A 17,795-nucleotide genomic window follows, 5' to 3' on the forward strand; every position below is an offset into this window, starting at 1 on the left:
CATTTGCACCGGCTGTGATATCGAAAACGCTATCGATCTGGCCTGGAACGCCTGCGACACTGGCCGGTCGCGGCCGCTGGGCAGGCGGCCGAATCACAGGGACGGACGTGATGAATGCGATGAAGACGATTCGGTCGGCGGGCGTGGGCCTGCTGGCGGTCACGTTGCTGGGGCAGGGCGGTGCGGCCTTCGCCGGCACTGGCGAGGACCTAGTAAAGACGATGGAACGCGAGGAATCCACTTGGCACAAGCACGACGTCTTCACGACGGCCGCGTCGGCAGTGCTTCCGCCGGACAAGGCGCCGGTGCTGGCGTGGCTACGGGGCCGCCTGGACAGCGGCAAGGCGAGCGACAGTCGCTACGCCCTGGTGTATTCGTCGCTGCTGATGGAGTCGCCGCGGCAGGAGGACCAGGACACGGGGATGCTCTACGCGGTGGCCGGCTACATGGCGCTGCAGTTCGAGTCGGGACGCTGCGAGACGCGCAACGAGTCGATCCAGGTCGCGCGCCAGTGGTACGGGCCGGTGACGCCGCAGATCCGCGCGTTCGTCAAGCTGCCGAAGGAGCGCAAGGCGGAGATCCTGGCGGCCGCCGAGCCGATCGCGGATCGTCTGAGCACGGTGCCTGTCACGGCGGAGATGCCGGGCTCCGCCTGGATGTGCTACCTGTTGCCGTCCTATGCCCGCCAGATCGGGACTGGTCCGGATGTCGAGGTCGACCGCCGCACGCAGGGCCCCGTTTCCCGCATGTTCGTCCGCAATCGGGCGATCCAGCCGACGCTGGCACCGGAAGAGAAGTTCCAGTCCCGCCGCAAGGGCGTCCTGGACGACATGAAAAGCTGGTGACCCATGGCCTTGCTCGCAGGCGGCAATCCGCAGATCCCCAAGGGCCACGGCGACGCGCCGGTGCAGGCCTACATCGACGCGTTGTCGGATTGGAAGCAGGCCGCGGTGCGTCGGATCGACGCGCTCGTCGTGGAGACCGTGCCGGGCGTGCACAAGGCGGTGAAGTACAACTCGCCGCTGTACGGGATGGACGGGATGACCTGGTTCCTGGGCATCCATGTGATGACGCGCTACGTGAAGGTGGCCTTCTTCAACGGCAAGTCGCTCGATCCGATGCCGCCCGTCGACTCCAAGACCCCGCACGCGCGCTACCTGCACGTGAGCGAGAAGGAGCCGCTCGACGAGGCGGCCTTCGTCGCGTGGGTGCGCGCCGCGAGCGCGCTGCCCGGCGAAAAGATGTGACGAGTCGTCAGCCCGGACGTCCTTGGGAGCGCCTCTTGCTGAGCCAAGCCCAGCAAATGAGGAGCACCCCATGGCCGACACCCAGCCGACCGAGTCCGAACGCCGCGCGAAACTCTGGAGCCTGATCAAGGACATCCGGATCGGACTCCTGACCACGCAGCACAGCAACGGGCACCTGCACTCGCGCCCGATGACGCTGCAGAACCAGGACCTCCATGAGGACGAGTCCCTCTGGTTCTTCATGTCGCGCAGCGGCGATCCGTTCGGCGACATCGTCGCGTCGCCGCAGGTCAACGTGGCCTTCGCGAACCGTGACGACGACACCTACGTGTCGGTCTCCGGCAGCGCCGCGCTCAGCGAGGACCGCGCCAAGCGCCAGCAGCTCTGGAACAAGGCCGCCGAAGCCTGGTTCCCCAAGGGCATCGACGACCCGGACCTGGCGCTCGTCCAGGTCCGCATCAGCCACGCGAGCTACTGGGACGTGAAGTCGTCCAAGCTGATGCAGCTCTACGCGATGGCGAAATCCGCCGTGACCGGCAAGCCACCGACCGACCTCGGCGAAACCGGCAAGGTGCGCATGGACCGATGACCGGGAACCTCCCCACCGTTGACGCCGCCTCGCCCCAAGGGCGGCGAATGGCCTGTTCCCCACGCTGACCTCAAGGACCCACGCCCCATGGAAGCACCGACCCTCCGACGTTCGTTCTCGACGGCCGCGGCCAGCGCGGCGCCGTTCTTCGCCGAGGCGGAAGTCGCCCCCGCGCCCGCCGCCGCGGAACGCCGCATCGATGGCCAGGGCACGCCCGAATGGGCCTGGCGGCAGTGGCCGCCGCTGTGGGGCCGGCCGCTGGTCTCGCTCGAGGACCTCGCGCCGCAATGGCGCCGGCTGGTCGTCGTCGCCACGCATCCGGACGACGAGGTCATCGGTTGCGGCGGCCTGCTGTCGCTGCTGGTCGCGCGCCACCGCGCCGGATTGCCGCCGGACCGGATGGCGCCGCCGCCGGTCGAGGTCATCGGCGTGACCTCGGGCGAGGCGAGCCATCCCGGCTCCTCGCGCTGGACGACCGATCGCCTCGCGACGCAGCGCCGGCAGGAACGGCTCTCCGGCCTGCGGCGCCTGGGCCTGCATCTGCCCGTGGACGAACTCGGCATCCCGGACGGGACCGTGGCCGCGCATGAAGGCCCGCTCGCGATCGAGCTCCACCACCGGCTCCGCCGCGGCGATGTGGTGCTCGCCCCCTGGCGGCTCGACGGCCACCCCGACCACGAAGCCACCGGCCGCGCCTGTGCCCGCGCGGCGGCCATCGCCGGCGCCACGCTCCTGGAGATGCCGATCTGGGCCTGGCACTGGGCCCGGCCCGGCGATGTCGTCGTGCCGTGGCACCGGATGCGCCGCCTGCCGCTGGCGGCGCGGGCCTTGCGCGACAAGCGCGCCGCGCTGGCCGCCCATCGCAGCCAGTTGCTCGCGGACGGCGAACGCCCGCCGGTGCTGTTCCCGGAAGCCGTCAACCGGCTGCTGCGCCCGTTCGAGTTCTTCCTCGCGCCCGATTCCGCGTCCTGAACCTCAGGGCTTCTTCGTCGCCGCCGCCCACAGCTCCCGCAGCGTGGCGGCGATGACGCCGCGCGCCTCGGCGTCGCCGTGCAGCAGCGCCTTCGCGTACTGCAGCATCTGCTTCTTCTCGACGTGAGGCGGCAGCGGCGGGACGTCAGGGTCGACCACCATCTCCAGCAACACCGGCCGGTCCGCGGCCAGGGCACGGGTCCAAGCCGGTGCGACATCGTCCGGCCGGTCGACGCGCACGCCGTCGATCCCCAGCATCCGCGCGTACTCGGCGTACGGGAACGCCGGCAGGTCCTGCGAGGCCTCGAACTTCGGATCGCCGGCGGTGACGCGCTGCTCCCAGGTCACCATGTTCAGGTCGGCGTTGTTGAGCACCATGACCACCAGGCGCGGGTCGGCCCAGTCGCGCCACCGATGCGCGATCGTGATCAACGCGTTGATGCCGATCATCTGCATCGCCCCGTCGCCGACCAGCGCGATCACCGGGCGTTCCGGATGGGCCAGCTTCGCGGCCAGCGCGTACGGCACCGCGCAGCCCATCGAGGCCAGGCCGCCGGAGACCGAGCCCATCATCCCGGGCCTGGCCTTGAGGTCACGCGCGTACCAACCCGCCGCGGTGCCCGAGTCGCTGGTCACGATCGCGTCGTCGGGCAGGCGCGGCGACAGCTCCCAGAACACGCGCTGCGGGTTCACCGGCTTGGCCTCGGTCATCGCGCGGGCCTCGAGCACCCGCCACCAGTCGCGCACCTCCTGCGCGATGCGGTCTTGCCAGCCGCGGTCCTCCTTGCGATCGAGGAAGGGCAGCAACGCCTCCAGCGTGAGGCGGCTGTCGCCGATCAGGTTCGCCTCCATCGGATACCGCGTCGACACGCGCCGCCCGTCGATGTCGATCTGCACGCCGCGCGCCTGGCCTTCCTTCGGCAGGAACTCCGAATAGGGGAAGTGCGAACCGACCATCAGCAGCGTGTCGCATTCGTTCATCAGCGTCCAGCTCGGCCGGGTGCCGAGCAACCCGATCGAGCCGGTCACGAAGGGCAGGTCGTCCGGCACGGCCATCTTGCCGAGCAGCGCCTTGGCGATGCCCGCGCCCAGGCGGTCCGCCACCTGCACCAGCGCGTCCCCGGCGTGCAGCGCACCGGCGCCGGCGAGGATCGCCACCCGCTGGCCGGCATTGAGGATCGCGGCGGCCGCGCGCAGCTGCGCCTCGTCCGGCACGCCGGGCGGTGCCGTCCAGCCGATGCCGGTGTGCACCGTGTCGTGCGCCCGCGGCGGCTCGGGCACCGCGTCGAGTTCCTGCAGATCGTGCGGCACGATCACGCAGGTCACCGTGCGCTGGTCCCGCGCGATCCGCACGGCGCGGTCGACCAGGTGCCGCACCTGCGCCGGATGCATGGCCGTGTGGACGAACTCATGGGCGACGTCCTTGAACAGGCTGTGCAGGTCCACTTCCTGCTGGTAATCGCCGCCGATCGCGCTGCGCGCGCTCTGGCCGACGATCGCGACCACCGGCATGTGATCGGCCTTGGCGTCGTACAGCCCGTTGAGCAGGTGGATCGCCCCCGGCCCCGACGTCGCCATGCAGACGCCGACCTCGCCGGTGAACTTGGCATGCGCGGTGGCCATGAGGGCGGCCAGCTCCTCGTGCCGCACCTGGACGAAGGCCATGCCGAGCTTCTGCCGCCCGAACGCGCCCATCAGCCCGTTGATGCCGTCGCCGGGATAGCCGAACACCCGGTGCACGCCCCAGGCATGCAGCCGCTCGAGGATCTGGTCGCTGACGGTGGCGGACATGCTGGCGTGCTCCGGAAGCGTGGGCGGGACCAGCACCAGACGGCAAGCGGCATTCCGCCGGGAACGCGGCGATGGCGGACCGGCGGACCGAGGCGTAGCATCGAATCCTCCTCGGACTCATGCCTCCCCCGTCATGTCAGTCTGGCAATTCGACCTGGCCTTCGCGCAGGACGGCATCGCGGCGTCGTGGCTGCCGTCCACGCGATACGACGTCATGCACTACCTCGCGGCCCGCATCGGCCCGAGCACGCCGATGCTGGAGGGCTGGCGCTACTTCGGCAACGACGCCGGCAACTGCATCGACATGGTGTCCCACCCCGACGGTCGTTATGAGCTGCATGCGCGCCTGGACGCCTGCGCCAACGAAACCGACCGCTTCATCGACGCCGTCTGCGATGTCGCCCACGCGCTCGGCTGCGAGTTCTTCAGCCAGGAGCTGTCGGCGCTGGTCTCCCCCAGCTCGCGCGAGCTGAAGGACGCGCTGCAGCGCTCCAGCGCCTGGCGCTTCGCGCTCGATCCCGAAGGATTCCAGCCGGGGCACTGAAGGCCGGGCAGGGCGCCGCGCCCTGGCGGCGGATCAACGCGTCACCGCATCAGCGCATCAGCGCATCAGCGCATCAGCGCGTCGATCGCCGCCTTCAGATGCGGCGCCGTGCGGGATTCGGCGTTCGCCGCCACCTCGTCGGGCGTCCCCGCCGCCACCACGCGCCCGCCGGCGCCTCCCGCGCCGGGCCCGAGGTCGATGACCCAGTCCGCCGCGGCGACGACGCGCATCTCGTGCTCCACGACCACCACCGTGTGGCCGGCCTCCACCAGGTCGCGCAGTTGCCGCATCAGCTTGTCGACGTCCGACGGATGCAGCCCGGTGGTCGGCTCGTCGAGCACGTACAACGTGTGCCCGCGCTGCGAGCGCTGCAGCTCGGTGACGAGCTTGATCCGCTGCGCCTCGCCGCCGGACAACTCGGTCGCGGGCTGGCCCAGGCGCAGATACCCCAGCCCGATCCCTTGCAGCAGGCCGAGCGGCCGCGCCAGCGCAGGTTCGTCCGCGAAGAACTCGGCCGCGGCGTCCACCGTCATGCCGAGCACGTCCGCGATGCTGCGCTCGCGATGTCGGACCTTCAGCGTCGCCTCGTTGTAGCGCGCGCCATGGCAGGCGGGGCAGGGCGCGAAGACGCTGGGCATGAACAGCAACTCGACACTGACGAAGCCTTCGCCCTCGCAGGTCTCGCAGCGGCCCTTGGCGACGTTGAAGGAGAAGCGGCCCGCGTCGAACTTGCGCGCCCGCGCGGCCGGTGTCGCGGCGAAGAGCTTGCGCACATGGTCGAACAGCCCGGTGTAGGTCGCGAGGTTGGAACGCGGCGTGCGCCCGATCGGCTTCTGGTCAACCTGCACCAGCCGCCGGATCGTCTCGACGCCGCCCGCGATGCGGCCGGCGGTCGCCTGCGGCAAGTCCGTGTCGGCGTCGTCTTCGTCATCGGCGGCCACCGGTTCATGGCCGAGATGAGCGCCCACCAGGTCCACCAGCGCCCGGCTGACCAGCGACGACTTGCCGGAGCCCGACACGCCGGTCACCGCGGTGAACACGCCGAGCGGGAAGGCCGCGTCGACGCCCTTCAGGTTGTTCTGCGTGATGCCCTCGAGCGTCAGCCAGCCGGTCGGCGCGCGGCGCGCCGGCCCCACGGCCTCGCTCGCCGTCCCACCGTCGCGCCCGGGGAACAGGTAATCCGCCGTGCGGGAATCGGCGATGCCGCGCAGGCCGTCCGGCGGGCCGCTGTAGAGCACCCGGCCGCCGAGCTCGCCCGCGGCCGGCCCGACGTCGACGATCCAGTCCGAGGCCCGCATCAGCGTCAGGTCGTGCTCGACGACGAAGACCGAGTTGCCCGCCGCCTTCAGCGAGCGCAACGATGCCAGCAAGGCCTCGCCGTCCGCCGGATGCAGCCCGGCCGATGGCTCGTCCAGCACGTAGACGACGCCGAACAGGTTCGAGCAGATCTGCGTCGCCAGCCGCAGCCGTTGCAGCTCGCCGGGCGAGACCGTCGGCGTGGCGCGGTCCAGCGACAGATGGCCCAACCCCAGCGTCAGCAGCGGCCGCAACCGCATCAGCACGTCGTCGACGAGGCGGTGCGCGGCGAGCCGCTTCTCCTCGCTGAGCCGCTCGGCGGCGGCGCCGTCGAGGCTGTCCGCCAGCGTCCGCGCGAGCTGTCCCAGCGGCAGCTGCGCCAGCGTGCCGATGTCCAGCCCGCCGAAGGTGACCGACAAGGCCTCGCGCTTGAGCCGCCGGCCGTCGCAGACCGGGCAGGCGCCGCCGATCATGTAGCGCGAGACCCGGCGCTTCATCAGCGCGCTCTGCGTCGTCGCGAAGGTGTGCATCACGTAGCGGCGCGCGCTGCTGAAGGTGCCCTGGTAGCTCGGCTCCATCTTGCGGCGCAGCGCGTCCCGGGTCTCCTCGGGCGTGAAGCCGGCATAGACCGGCACCGTCGGCTGCTCGTCGGTGAACAGGATCCAGTCCCGCGTCTTGCGCGGCAACGCGCGCCAGGGCTTGTCGACGTCGATCCCCAGCGTGACCAGGATGTCCCGCAGGTTCTGCCCGTGCCAGGCGGGCGGCCAGGCGGCGACGGCCCGTTCGCGGATGGTCAGCGTGTCGTCGGGGACCATCGAGGCCTCGGTCACCTCGTACACGCGGCCCAGGCCGTGGCAGTGCGGGCAGGCGCCCTGCGGGGTGTTGGGCGAGAAGTCCTCCGCGTACAGCATCGGCTGCTTCGCCGGATAACGGCCGGCGCGCGAGTACAGCATCCGCAGCAGCGACGACAGGCCGGTGACGCTGCCCACCGAGGACCGCGCGCTCGGCGTGCCGCGCTGCTGCTGCAACGCGACGGCCGGCGGCAGTCCGTCGATGGCATCGACCGCCGGCACGCCGACCTGGTCGATCAGGCGGCGCGCATAGGGCGCCACCGATTCGAAGTAGCGTCGCTGCGCCTCGGCGTAGATCGTCCCGAAGGCCAGCGAGGACTTGCCCGAGCCGGACACCCCGCTGAACACCACCAGCGCATCGCGCGGCACGTCCACGTCGACGTTCTTCAGGTTGTGCTCGCGGGCGCCGCGGACCTGGACGAAGGCGGCGCGCTCCGCCCGAGGGCCGGGCGAGGCGGATCGGGCCGGCTCGGTGGCGTCGGCGGGCGAGCGTGGTCTGGCCGATGCCGCCTTGCGATCGCGGGCTGGCTTCACGACGCGCGGCTCACCGGCGCCACGAGCGACTGGATGTACTCGTCGATGGTGATGCGGCCGCGGATCGGATTCGCGGACAGGTCGAGCGCGTCCATCGCGACGCCGGTCATCCGCGCGTAGGAGTCGGCCGCGGCCTGCGAGAAGCCTTGCTTGAGGAAGGACGCGACCCACTGCTCCCGCGGCACGACCGTGACCTGCACCGGCCGCTCCAGCGCCTTCGCGAACGCCTGCGCGACGTCGTTGGCGCTGTAGCGCGCCGGACCCTCCGCATCGCGGATGCCGACCTCGTCCACGGGCGAGAGCAGGCGCTGCGCGGCCGTCTCGCCCAGGTCGCGTGGCGCGGCCATCGGCAAGGCCAGGTCGGCGGGGAACAGCGAGACGAGCTGGCCGGTCTCGCGCACGCTGTCGAGCTGCGCGTCCCAGTTGCTCATGTAGAAGCCGGCCCGATTGATGGCGGCGGGGATCGGCTGGCGCTGCAAGCCTTGCTCCAGCTCCCACAGGACGTTGAGGTCACCCAGCCGTTCGCCGGGGCGGGCGCCGCCGGTGGACTCGGCCACGACCTTCTCGAGCCCGCTGTCGCGCAGCGCTTCGAGCAACTGGGCGACCGAATGCCGCTCCGTCGCGTCGGTGTCGCCGTCGACCGGCGCGGGGGGATTGAGCAGGAACGCGCGGCGGCCCTGCCTGAAGACCGCCCGCAGCGCGGCGGGATCGTTCACGTCCGCCAGCGCGACCTGCGCGCCGGTGCCTTGCCATCGGAAGGCGTGCCGGGGGTCGTGCGTCACCGCCAGGACCTCCTGCTCCCGCTCCAGCAGCGCGTCCACCACGGCGGACCCCACATGCCCGTAGGCGCCCATGATCACGAACATCGTCGGACTCCTTGCTCCAGCCCTCGTCATCGAGGTCCTTCCGGTCGGGCAGCCCGCGTGCCCGCGGCTGCCCAGGCGCGGGCCGAGGCCCCGCGCCCACGCGTCAGCGCATCCGCCCTGGGCGCCACGGCGGCGCTCAGTGGCCGGTGGCCCAGGCCTGCAGGTCCTCGTAAGTCGCGCAGGCGCCGCCACACAGGATCACGAGCACGTCGCGGGCGGCCTGGAGCACCGGCGCGGACCGCTGGAGCGCCACCGCGACCGCCGCGCCGCAGGCGGGCTCGACGACCAGGCGGTGTTCCTTGGCCACGTCCAGGCAGGCCTGCACGGCCTCGGCGTCGGTCACCGTGGCGCTGACGACCTCATGCCGCCTCGTCCAGTCGAAGGCCTGCTGGCTGACCCGCCGGGCGCCCAGCGAGGTCGCGATGCTGGTGATCGCGTCCAGCGTCACCAGCTCGCCTGCCGCCATCGCGGCATGGAGCGATTCCGCGCCGAGCGTCTCGGCCGCGACCAGCGGCACGTCCTGCCAGCCCGCGGCCTGCATGCCTTGCAGCACGCCGCTCATCAACCCGCCGCCGCCGACCGACAGCACCACGGCGTCCGGCTTGGGCGCCTGCGCCGCGGCCTCCGCGATCATCGACGCGTGGCCTTCCCACAGCAGCGGATCGTCGAACGGATGGATGAAGGCATCGGTGGGCTGGCGCAGCGCCATCAGGTGGTCGTTGGCTTCCATCCAGCTCTTGCCGTGGACGATGACCTCGGCGCCCTGGCGGCGGATCAGCGTCTTGGGCCATTCGCGCGTGGTCTCTGGCACCACGACGACGACCGGCACGCCCAACCGCCGGCCCGCATACGCGACCGCCATGCCGGCATTGCCGCCGGAGGAGGTCAACAGGCGCTTCGCGCCGCGCGCGGCGTGGACCTCGCAGGCGTGGCCGATGCCGCGCAGCTTGAACGAGCCGCTCGGCTGCAGGGCCTCGAGCTTCAGCCAGACGCGCTGGTCGGCGGTGCTGAAGGCGTCGGACTGGACGGTCGGAGTGGTGAGGTGGATGGCCATGGGCGGGGATCGTAGGCGATCCCCGCCGCGCCGGAACACATCCGGCCTTCGGCGCGCGCGCTGCGCGGACCGGGTTACTGCTCGACCATCTCCACGCGACGGTTCTTCGCGCGGCCGGCCTCGCTGCCGTTGCTGGCCACCGGCGACACGTTGGCCACGCCGCGCGCGGCCAGGCGCTTGGCATCGACCTTGTAGTCCTTGGCCAGCGCCGCGACGATCGCCTCCGCGCGGCGCTGCGACAGCGCCAGGTTGGCGTCGAACTGGCCCTGGTTGTCGGTGTGGCCGACGATGAAGACCTTCAGCGCGGGACTGGCCTGCAGCACCTTGGCCATCTCCGCGAGCTGCGGCTTGGACTCGGGCTTGACGTCGGCCTTGCCGGTGTCGAAGAAGATGCCGTAGAGCGAGATCTTGCCTTCGGCGCTCAGCCCGCTGCCGATCTGCTTGGCGTCGAGCAGGCTGACCTTGCCGGTCTCCACCGCCTTGGGCTGCACGATCTGCAGGTAGGTCGCCGCGGAGCCGCCAAAAGGCTTGGAGTCGTTGGGCGAGTCCACCGAGTAGACGGTGATGAAGGTGTCGACGCCGGCGCGGCTGAGCTTGAACACCGACAGGCGCAGATTGGTCGACAGCGCGCCGAAGGCGTCGTACGTGCCGCTGCCTTGCTGCTGGTTGGGCGGCACCTGCTGGTTGAGCAGCAGGTCGCCGGCGGGACCGCCGCGCGAGTAGCAGCCCCACGAGCCATCCTGGCAGCTGTAGATCTGCGCCGCGCCGCCTTGCTTGAGCGCGGTCTCGTAGTTGCGCTGCACCTCCAGCGCGTTCTTGCCCTTGGGGGAGAGGTAGAACAGCTCGGTCATCTCGCCCTCGAGGCTCAGCGCGGGATCGAGCTTCTTCTCCTTGGCGATGTCCTCGGTCAGCATCTTCAGCGGCTTGACCTCGGCAAAGGGGACGGTCCGCCAGGCAATCAGGCGCGAGCCCTGGTAGCGCGAGATCAACGGATGGTCCTTGCCTCCCTTGACGTCCTGCGCGCTGGCGGCGACGGTGGTCAGGACCAGGGCGACGCCCACGAACACGGCACGAATCCCCATGCGGTTTCTCCTCGAATGAAACGCCATGACTGGCGCGCGGAGGGTAGCCGCCGGGCATGACACCCGCGCATGCCTTCGGTCATGGAGCCGCTACCATCCGCCCCGACATGAACGATCTCTTCGAACGCTCCTGGCAACGCGCCTGGTCCGCCTTGGCCGGCGACGCCGATGGCATCGCATTGCGCGACGAGCTGCTCGCGCGCTACGCCGAGCCGCAGCGGAAGTACCACACCCGGCAGCACCTGGCGGAGTGCCTGGCGCTGTTTGAAGAGGCCGCCACGCTCGCGCCGCATCCGGCGGAGGTCGAGATGGCGCTGTGGTTCCACGACGCGATCTACGAGGTCAAGGGCTCCGGCAACGAGGATCGCAGCGCCGAGTGGGCGCATCGGGCGCTGCTCGACGCCGGGGTGGCGGAGGCTTGCGCGGCGTTGGTCCGCCAGCTGGTGCTGGTGACCAAGCACGACGGCGTGCCGGTCAGCGCCGACGAGCAGGTGCTGGTCGACATCGACCTGGCGATCCTCGGCGCCGAGCGTCCGCGCTTCGACGAGTACGAGCGCCAGATCCGCGACGAGTATGGCTACGTGCCGGGTTTCCTGTTCCGCCGCAAGCGCAAGCAGATCCTGAAGACCTTCCTGGATCGACCGGTGCTCTACAGCACCGCGGTGCTGCGCGAACGGCTCGAGACCCGCGCGCGGGAGAACCTGAAACGGGCGATCGGCTGATCGCCCGGCGGCCTTGCCGCGCTTTGCCGGGCCTGGCCGGATCCGAGCTCAGCGAACGGCGTCGCGTTCCGCGATCGCCACGGCCTGCGGCACGTTGCGGAAGCTGATCGCGAGCCGGTTGTAGGTGTTCATCAGGCCGATCGCGATCGTCAGCTCGACGACCTCCTTCTCGGAGAACACCGCGCTGACGGCCGCGAAATCGGCATCCGGCACGCCGGTCGTCGCCACGCGGGTCACCGACTCCGCCCAGGCCAGCGCGGCGCGCTCGCGTTCGTCGAACAGCACGCCGCCTTCCTCCCAGGCCTGCACCAGCGCGAGCTTCTCGATGGGAACGCCTTTCTTGAGTAGGTCGCGGGTGTGCATGTCCAGGCAGTAGGCGCAGTTGTTGATCTGCGAGATGCGCAGGAAGACCAGCTCGACGAGGGCCGGCGCCAGGCCGCTCTGCATCACGTGGCCGTAGACGCCGCCGAGCGCCTTGACGCCCGCGGGCGAGATCTGGGTGTAGTCGAGACGGTGGGACATGGGGAGCTCCTTGAACGAAGGGGAAGGTGAGGGGCATCGGGAATCGATGACCGGATTCTTCCCCCGTCGTGGTGCAAGGCACAGTCCCGAGAGGCGACGAAAGCGCTGTACCACGCGGCTCGTCGCGGTCAGCCCTCGCTCAGCAGCTCCCGGAACCGATCGCCCTCCATCGGGCGGGAGAACAGGAACCCTTGCCCGCGATCGCATCCCATCGCGTAGAGCAGCGAGGCGCTCGCCTGGTCCTGGATGCCCTCGGCCACGACCTGGATGCCGAAGACGCGACCGAACTCGATGGTCTCCTTGACGAAGGCCCGCGAGAGCTCGCAGGTCATCAGGCGCCGAACCAGGGAGGCGTCCACCTTCAGCTCGTCGAAGGCGAGGTGCGAGAGCAGCTGCGGCGTCGAGTGCCCGCTGCCGAAGTCGTCAAGCGACAGGTTCAGGCGCGCGCACCGGAGCTCGACCATCGCGCCCTCGAGGTGCGGCAACGACGGGGTCTCGACGTCCTCGGTCATCTCGATCTTCAGCAGCGACGCGGGAAGGCTCGCTTCGCGAAGGCTGGTCGCGAGGCTTCGCGCCAGGCCCGGCGCGCACAGCACGTTCGACGAGGCATTGATGGCGATCGGCACCGCGAGCCGGCGCGCGTTCAACGCCGTCAGTTGACGGATCACCTGCGACTGGACGAAGGCCAGCAGCTCGCCGCCCAGGTGCAGGCGATGGACCGCCGGGATCATCACCGCGGGCGAGATGTCGCCAAACACGGGATGACGCCAGCGCACGAGTGCCTCCGCGCTGACGATCCGGCGCGTCAGCAGGTCGTGCACCGGTTGGTAGACGACGCGCAAGCCCTCGCCCTGCTCGAGGGCACGGATCAGCGCCCGGTCGATCGGGGCGTCCGAGACGGTCGGGACCTTCGTCCTGGCCTGCGCCCGCAACATTGGATCCAGGCGCGCCTGCAACTCGTTGAGCACGGCGATGCGGCGCCGGAACTCGCGCGGCGTCGGCTTGAGATCCGCCGACGGCGCGAGCGCGGGCTCCGTCCGGAGGAGATCCGCCACCCGGCGGATCGACGCGACCCAGTCGAATCCCGAGTCGGAATCCTCGGCATTCGAGGCCGTGTCGGCAGTGGTCAGGCGTTGAGCGATCGCCATCGGGAACTCCTCTTGAAGCATGCGGCGAATGCTAGGAACGGCGCGCTCCGCGGGCCATCGGACTGGGACTAAAGCGGGAGCGCCGGCGCACTTTCGGACCAGTCCGATTGGTCGCCCTCGGCGGGCGCGAGACGCTGCGCGGCCCATCGACCCTCGGACCTGCCTGATGCGACATCCCGCCACCTCCCTGTTTCCAACGCCCTCGGCGAAGGCCGGCCACGACATCGCGGCGCTGTTCAAGGCATTGACCGACGAGGTCATCGAGACGAGCACCGCCGCGCGCCACGAGGCCGCCGACGGCGACACCGCGCTCGTGCTGCTGTTGTTGCGGCTGGCGTCGCTGTCGCCGCTGCGCGCCGCACTCGGCCGGCATGCGCTGCGGCAGGCCGAGCTCGTCGGGTTCCAGGGTGGAGACGCCGCGGCGCTCTCGCTGGCGGGCGTGGCGCTGCGACTCTGGATCGACCGCAACCTGCTGAGGCCGCTGGGTTGGCCGGGCGCGGACCTGCGGATCGCGCGGGCGGCAGAGGCGATCACCGAAGCGGCCGACTACGGCTTCGTCATCGACCTGATGAACGACCTGGACCGGTGGGCCTTCACGAACTGACGCCGCCCAGCCGCGTCGGCGGCGCTTTTAGGACGGGTCCGATGGCCTCGCCGGCTCACGATTTCTAGAGTCTTGGTTTGCCTCCAACCAACCCTCCGTGAGCCCTGAAGTGAAGTCCTCGATCTCCGCGACCGTGCTGAACGGCGCCCGTCTTCCCGTCTCCCTGCGCCTGACGCTGCTGGCGAGCGCCTTGCTGCTCGCCTTGCCCGCCCGGGCGCAGAGTCCCGCGCCCGGCGTCTACATCAACGCCAATCCAAGCGGCAACTGCGTCAGCATCGGCGATCCGCAGAGTGCCTACGCGACGGGCGGCACCTGGCAGCGAGTGGGGGAGGAGAACATCAAGTTCGCCGACACCAGCACGAAGTGCGACTCGAGCCGCAAGGCCACGCAGAAGGACAGCGTGCTGTTCTATACCGTGGGCGGCACCGGGGCGACGTCGCTGACGCTGGGCGACGAGTTGTATGTCAACGGTGGCTTCCTCGGGCTGACGAGCAAGGTGCCGCTGGGGGCCTCGGACGTGTGGGGGTCGATGCGCATCGGCGACGCCACGACGCTGGCCGACGGACGGCAGGCGACCGCGATCGGCGTGGGCGCCTCGGCCAAGGGCGACTATTCCGTCGCGTTCGGGCCCAAGGCCGTGTCGACCGGGGTCAGCAGCGTGGCGATCGGCCGCAACGCCAGCGCGAGCAATGGCAACAACATCGCGATCGGCTTCAACGCGCAGGCCACCTCCTCGGACATGAGGAATGGAGGGGTCGCGATCGGCGATTCGGCCTACGCGCAGCTGACTTCCATCGCCATCGGCTACCAGGCCAAGGCGGGAGCGGCGGCCGCGGCGGGGAGCGCGGAGGTGGGCTACGCCGTGGGCATCGGTTTCCAAGCCGCCGCGACTGGGGAACGGGCCGTCTCGATCGGCTCGGGCACGGAGGGCTCCGGCGCCGGCAGTCTCGCGGTCGGACGCGTCGCCCAGGCGATCGGGAATTCGAGCGTGGCCCTGGGCCGCAGCGTCAAGGCGGAATCTCTCGAGGGCATCGCCATCGGCAACGGCGCCAACGTCGCCAAGGACCACGATGGCGCGGTCTCGATTGGCGCGAACGCCGTCAGCAGCGCGGTGAGCGCCGTCGCGCCGGTGACGCTCAACGGGACGACCTACACGCCGGACATGTCGCTGGTGAGCAGCACCGTCAGCGTGGGCTCCGCGGCGAAGAAGCGTCAGATCGTCAACGTCGGCCCGGGCGCGGTCAACGCCACCAGCACCGACGTGGTCGTGGGCCAGCAGCTGCACGCGGCCTACACGGAGATCAACAAGCTCGGCGCCAAGGATGTCGATCTCGACGCGAAGGCGCGAGGCATGCAGGTCCAGATCGACGAGTTGAAGGCCCGTCCCGCGCCGCCACCGGCCGACCTCGGCTCCGTCGCCGCGGCACTGGGCGGCACGGTGAACGCGTCGGGCCAGGTGTCGTTGCCGCCGATGAACCTCGACAGCATCGGCAACCAGGCGGCGCAGCCCACGACGGTCGTCGGTCGACCAAGGGCACCGTCGACACGCTGAACGCCGGTCTGACCGCCACCAATGGCAAGGTCGATGCATTGAACACCGGCCTCGCGACGGCGAACGGCAAGGTGGAAGCGCTGGGTTCCGGCCTCGCGGCGACGAATGGAAAGGTCGATGCGCTGAGCACCGGGTTGTCGGCTACCAATGGCCGGGTGGATGCGCTGTCGACTTCGCTCAACGACGGTCTCGCGGCCGCGAAGAGCAGCGTCGACGCTGTCGCCGCCGACCTGTCTTCGACCAAGGGAGCCGTCGACACGCTGAATGCCGGCCTGACCGCCACCAACGGCAAGGTCGACGAGTTGAGCTCCGGCCTCGCGGCCACCAATGTCCAGGTGGACAAGCTCGGCTCGGACTTGAGCGCCACCCATCAACAGGTCGAATCCCTCGCCACGGACGTGGCCTCCACCAGCGGCAACCTGAACGCGCTGTCGACGACCGTGAACCAGGGCTTCGCCCGCACGGGCAGCCAGATCGCCGCGCTTTCCACCGAAGTGGCCGGCGCGATGGGCTCGATCAACACGCTGTCGACCGCCCTGGGCGACACCAACACCCAGGTGTCGCAACTGAGCACCTCCGTCACCCAGCTGGTGACCGAAGGGCCGCGCTACTTCAAGGCCAACTCCACGCTGGAGGCCGCATCGGCGCAAGGCCGGGACGCGATCGCCATCGGCGCGCAGTCCGTCGCCAGCGGGGACAGCGCCTTCGCGGCGGGCCATGGCGCCCAAGCCACTGGAGCGCACGCCGTCGCCATCGGCCGCGGCGCATTGGCGACCGGCTCCCAAGCCATCGGCGCCAATGCCCGCGCGGGCGGCGGCGGTACGGCGCTGGGCGACGGCGCTGACGCCGGGGGGACGCCGCTGAGCCGCGCCACCGCGATCCAACGGGCCACGGCGCTCGGTCACGGCGCACTGGTCACGCAGAGCGAGGGCGTCGCCCTGGGCGCCGGTTCCGTGGCCGCCACCGGACCCGGCGTCGCCGGCCACGTCCCCTCGGGCGCGAGCGCGGACGCGGCGGCCGCCGTCGCCGCCACGACCGCCACCCGCGCCGCGGTCTCGGTCGGCGACGCGGCCAACGGGCAACTGCGCCAGGTCAACGGCGTCGCCGCCGGCACGGCCGATACCGACGCCGCCAACGTCGCGCAGGTGAAGGCGGCGGCCTCCGCCGTCTACTCGACCAGTGCCCAGTACGAGATGCTCCCCGACGGCGGCGCCGACTACGGCCACCTGGCACTCGGCAACGGCCAGGCGCCCAACGGCACCCGTGTCTCCAACGTCGCGCCCGGCACCGCGCCGATGGACGCGGTCAACGTCAGCCAGCTGCGCGAAGTGCAAGGACAGATGGCCAACGCCTCGCGCATCGCGTACACCGGCGTCGCCATGGCCGCCGCCATGGCCGGCATTCCCGAACCGGACGCCGGCAAGCGCTTCTCCGTCGGTGTCGGCCTGGGCCACTACGCCGGCTACACGGCCATCGCCTTCGGCGCCACCGCGCGGGTCAAGCACAACGTCCAGATGCGGGTCGGCATCAGCACCCAGAACGGTCGCCGCGCCCTGGCCAACGGCGGCATGAGCGTCTCCTGGTGACGCTCGGAATCCCCCTTCGCGGCGCCTCCCGGGGCGCCGTCTTTTTTCCGCGTCGACGCTTGTCTCCCACGGGGGCCTTCTCCAGAATCCGCCGAACACCTGCTGGGGGAGGCCGCTTGAACACTGCTCACCGATGGCGCGTCGCGCTGCTGGACGATCACTCGATCGTGCGGCACGGCCTGGTCGCGCACCTCGCGACGGAGCCCGAGGTCGAGGTCGTCGGCGTCTACGAGACCGCCAAGGCGCTGATGGGCGACCTCGCGCAACGCGCCCCGCACGTCCTGCTGCTGGACTACTCGCTCGGCCGCGACGACCTCGACGGCGTGTCGCTGATCCGCGCGCTGCGCGTGCGATTCCCGGATTGCCGGATCCTCGTCCTGTCCGCCCACCAGGAGCCGGCCACCGTGTCGCTGGCCTTGCGCGTCGGCGCCCAGGGATTCATCGGCAAGGGCGAGCCGGTCGCCGACCTGATGAAGGCCATCCGTGCCGTCGCCGCCGGCCGCACCTACCTGAGCGACAAGCTCGGCTTCGAGGTCGGCGAGGCGAAGACCTCCCCGGCACCCGCCGACGCGCCGGACACGCCCGAGGCTTTCTCGCTGGCGAGCCTGTCGGCCCGGGAACAGGAGGTGATCCGCTGCTTCCTCGCCGGCATGACGGTCACCGAGATCGCCGAGAAATTCCACCGCAGCATCAAGACGGTCAGCACCCAGAAGTCCTCCGCGTTCCGCAAGCTGGGCGTCGCGTCGGACCAGGCCCTGTTCAAGCTGATGGCGGAGATCGACACGCGGCCCGCCGCATGAGGGGCGTCGACACGAGTCAGCCAGGCGCGCCGCGC

Annotated in this window: 17 protein-coding genes; 10 read left to right on the forward strand and 7 right to left on the reverse strand. The window is 70.7% G+C overall.

Annotation, left to right across the window (positions count from 1 at the left end; all coding sequences use genetic code 11):
• The first annotated feature begins 119 nt into the window (after positions 1 to 119).
• The 4 genes from N5D62_RS14910 (at position 120) to N5D62_RS14925 (ending at position 2,808) form a co-directional block, all read left to right on the forward strand.
• Positions 120 to 845 (forward strand): hypothetical protein, encoded by a 726-nt coding sequence (locus N5D62_RS14910; RefSeq protein WP_279758625.1) that lies wholly within the window; start codon positions 120 to 122, stop codon positions 843 to 845.
• Positions 846 to 848: 3 nt separating this feature from the next.
• A complete protein-coding gene (locus N5D62_RS14915; RefSeq protein ID WP_279758626.1) occupies positions 849 to 1,247 on the forward strand; it encodes a DUF1801 domain-containing protein in 399 nt (132 codons plus the stop codon).
• 70 nt (positions 1,248 to 1,317) lie between these two features.
• On the forward strand, positions 1,318 to 1,836 hold the full coding sequence (locus N5D62_RS14920; protein WP_279758627.1) for a pyridoxamine 5'-phosphate oxidase family protein: 519 nt from the start codon (positions 1,318 to 1,320) through the stop codon (positions 1,834 to 1,836).
• A gap of 87 nt (positions 1,837 to 1,923) precedes the next feature.
• Positions 1,924 to 2,808 carry a PIG-L family deacetylase gene (locus tag N5D62_RS14925; protein WP_279758628.1) on the forward strand — a complete coding sequence of 295 codons (885 nt, stop codon included), beginning with the start codon at positions 1,924 to 1,926 and terminating at the stop codon, positions 2,806 to 2,808.
• Positions 2,809 to 2,811: 3 nt separating this feature from the next.
• On the opposite strand, the gene N5D62_RS14930 is transcribed toward N5D62_RS14925, so the two are convergent.
• A complete protein-coding gene (locus N5D62_RS14930; protein ID WP_279758629.1) occupies positions 2,812 to 4,599 on the reverse strand; it encodes a thiamine pyrophosphate-requiring protein in 1,788 nt (595 codons plus the stop codon).
• 133 nt (positions 4,600 to 4,732) lie between these two features.
• Here N5D62_RS14930 and N5D62_RS14935 point away from each other — a divergent pair, with 133 nt between their 5' ends.
• Complete coding sequence (locus tag N5D62_RS14935) at positions 4,733 to 5,143, forward strand: hypothetical protein (RefSeq protein WP_279758630.1); 411 nt, start codon at positions 4,733 to 4,735, stop codon at positions 5,141 to 5,143.
• 65 nt (positions 5,144 to 5,208) lie between these two features.
• Here the strand turns inward: N5D62_RS14935 and N5D62_RS14940 are convergent, their stop codons facing one another.
• From N5D62_RS14940 to N5D62_RS14955, 4 genes are all read right to left on the reverse strand, one after another.
• The gene (locus N5D62_RS14940) at positions 5,209 to 7,680 is read right to left on the reverse strand and encodes an excinuclease ABC subunit UvrA (protein ID WP_279758653.1); all 2,472 of its coding nucleotides are present in this window, start codon (positions 7,678 to 7,680) and stop codon (positions 5,209 to 5,211) included.
• A gap of 140 nt (positions 7,681 to 7,820) precedes the next feature.
• Positions 7,821 to 8,690: an NmrA family NAD(P)-binding protein gene (locus tag N5D62_RS14945; RefSeq protein WP_279758631.1), complete on the reverse strand. Its 870-nt coding sequence runs from the start codon at positions 8,688 to 8,690 to the stop codon at positions 7,821 to 7,823.
• A gap of 136 nt (positions 8,691 to 8,826) precedes the next feature.
• Positions 8,827 to 9,744, reverse strand: coding sequence for a pyridoxal-phosphate dependent enzyme (locus tag N5D62_RS14950; RefSeq protein WP_279758632.1), 918 nt, complete (start codon positions 9,742 to 9,744; stop codon positions 8,827 to 8,829).
• Positions 9,745 to 9,818: 74 nt separating this feature from the next.
• A complete protein-coding gene (locus N5D62_RS14955; protein WP_279758633.1) occupies positions 9,819 to 10,826 on the reverse strand; it encodes an OmpA family protein in 1,008 nt (335 codons plus the stop codon).
• 107 nt (positions 10,827 to 10,933) lie between these two features.
• Between N5D62_RS14955 and N5D62_RS14960 the strand changes: the two genes are divergently transcribed.
• The gene (locus N5D62_RS14960; protein WP_279758634.1) at positions 10,934 to 11,548 is read left to right on the forward strand and encodes an N-methyl-D-aspartate receptor NMDAR2C subunit; all 615 of its coding nucleotides are present in this window, start codon (positions 10,934 to 10,936) and stop codon (positions 11,546 to 11,548) included.
• A 48-nt stretch (positions 11,549 to 11,596) separates the two neighbouring features.
• On the opposite strand, the gene N5D62_RS14965 is transcribed toward N5D62_RS14960, so the two are convergent.
• Positions 11,597 to 12,070: a carboxymuconolactone decarboxylase family protein gene (locus N5D62_RS14965; protein ID WP_279758635.1), complete on the reverse strand. Its 474-nt coding sequence runs from the start codon at positions 12,068 to 12,070 to the stop codon at positions 11,597 to 11,599.
• A 128-nt stretch (positions 12,071 to 12,198) separates the two neighbouring features.
• Positions 12,199 to 13,218, reverse strand: a complete 1,020-nt coding sequence (locus N5D62_RS14970) for an EAL domain-containing protein (protein ID WP_279758636.1) — start codon at positions 13,216 to 13,218, stop codon at positions 12,199 to 12,201.
• A 166-nt stretch (positions 13,219 to 13,384) separates the two neighbouring features.
• Here N5D62_RS14970 and N5D62_RS14975 point away from each other — a divergent pair, with 166 nt between their 5' ends.
• From N5D62_RS14975 to N5D62_RS14990, 4 genes are all read left to right on the forward strand, one after another.
• Complete coding sequence (locus tag N5D62_RS14975) at positions 13,385 to 13,822, forward strand: hypothetical protein (RefSeq protein WP_279758637.1); 438 nt, start codon at positions 13,385 to 13,387, stop codon at positions 13,820 to 13,822.
• Between the two features lie 97 nt (positions 13,823 to 13,919).
• Positions 13,920 to 15,374 carry a hypothetical protein gene (locus tag N5D62_RS14980; protein WP_279758638.1) on the forward strand — a complete coding sequence of 485 codons (1,455 nt, stop codon included), beginning with the start codon at positions 13,920 to 13,922 and terminating at the stop codon, positions 15,372 to 15,374.
• Between the two features lie 38 nt (positions 15,375 to 15,412).
• Positions 15,413 to 16,960, forward strand: a complete 1,548-nt coding sequence (locus N5D62_RS14985; protein ID WP_279758639.1) for a YadA-like family protein — start codon at positions 15,413 to 15,415, stop codon at positions 16,958 to 16,960.
• 116 nt (positions 16,961 to 17,076) lie between these two features.
• Positions 17,077 to 17,760, forward strand: coding sequence for a response regulator transcription factor (locus tag N5D62_RS14990; protein ID WP_279758640.1), 684 nt, complete (start codon positions 17,077 to 17,079; stop codon positions 17,758 to 17,760).
• Positions 17,761 to 17,795: the final 35 nt, after the last annotated feature.

It is taken from the genome of Mitsuaria sp. GD03876 (assembly GCF_029840635.1).
Taxonomy (GTDB): Bacteria; Pseudomonadota; Gammaproteobacteria; order Burkholderiales; family Burkholderiaceae_C; genus Roseateles.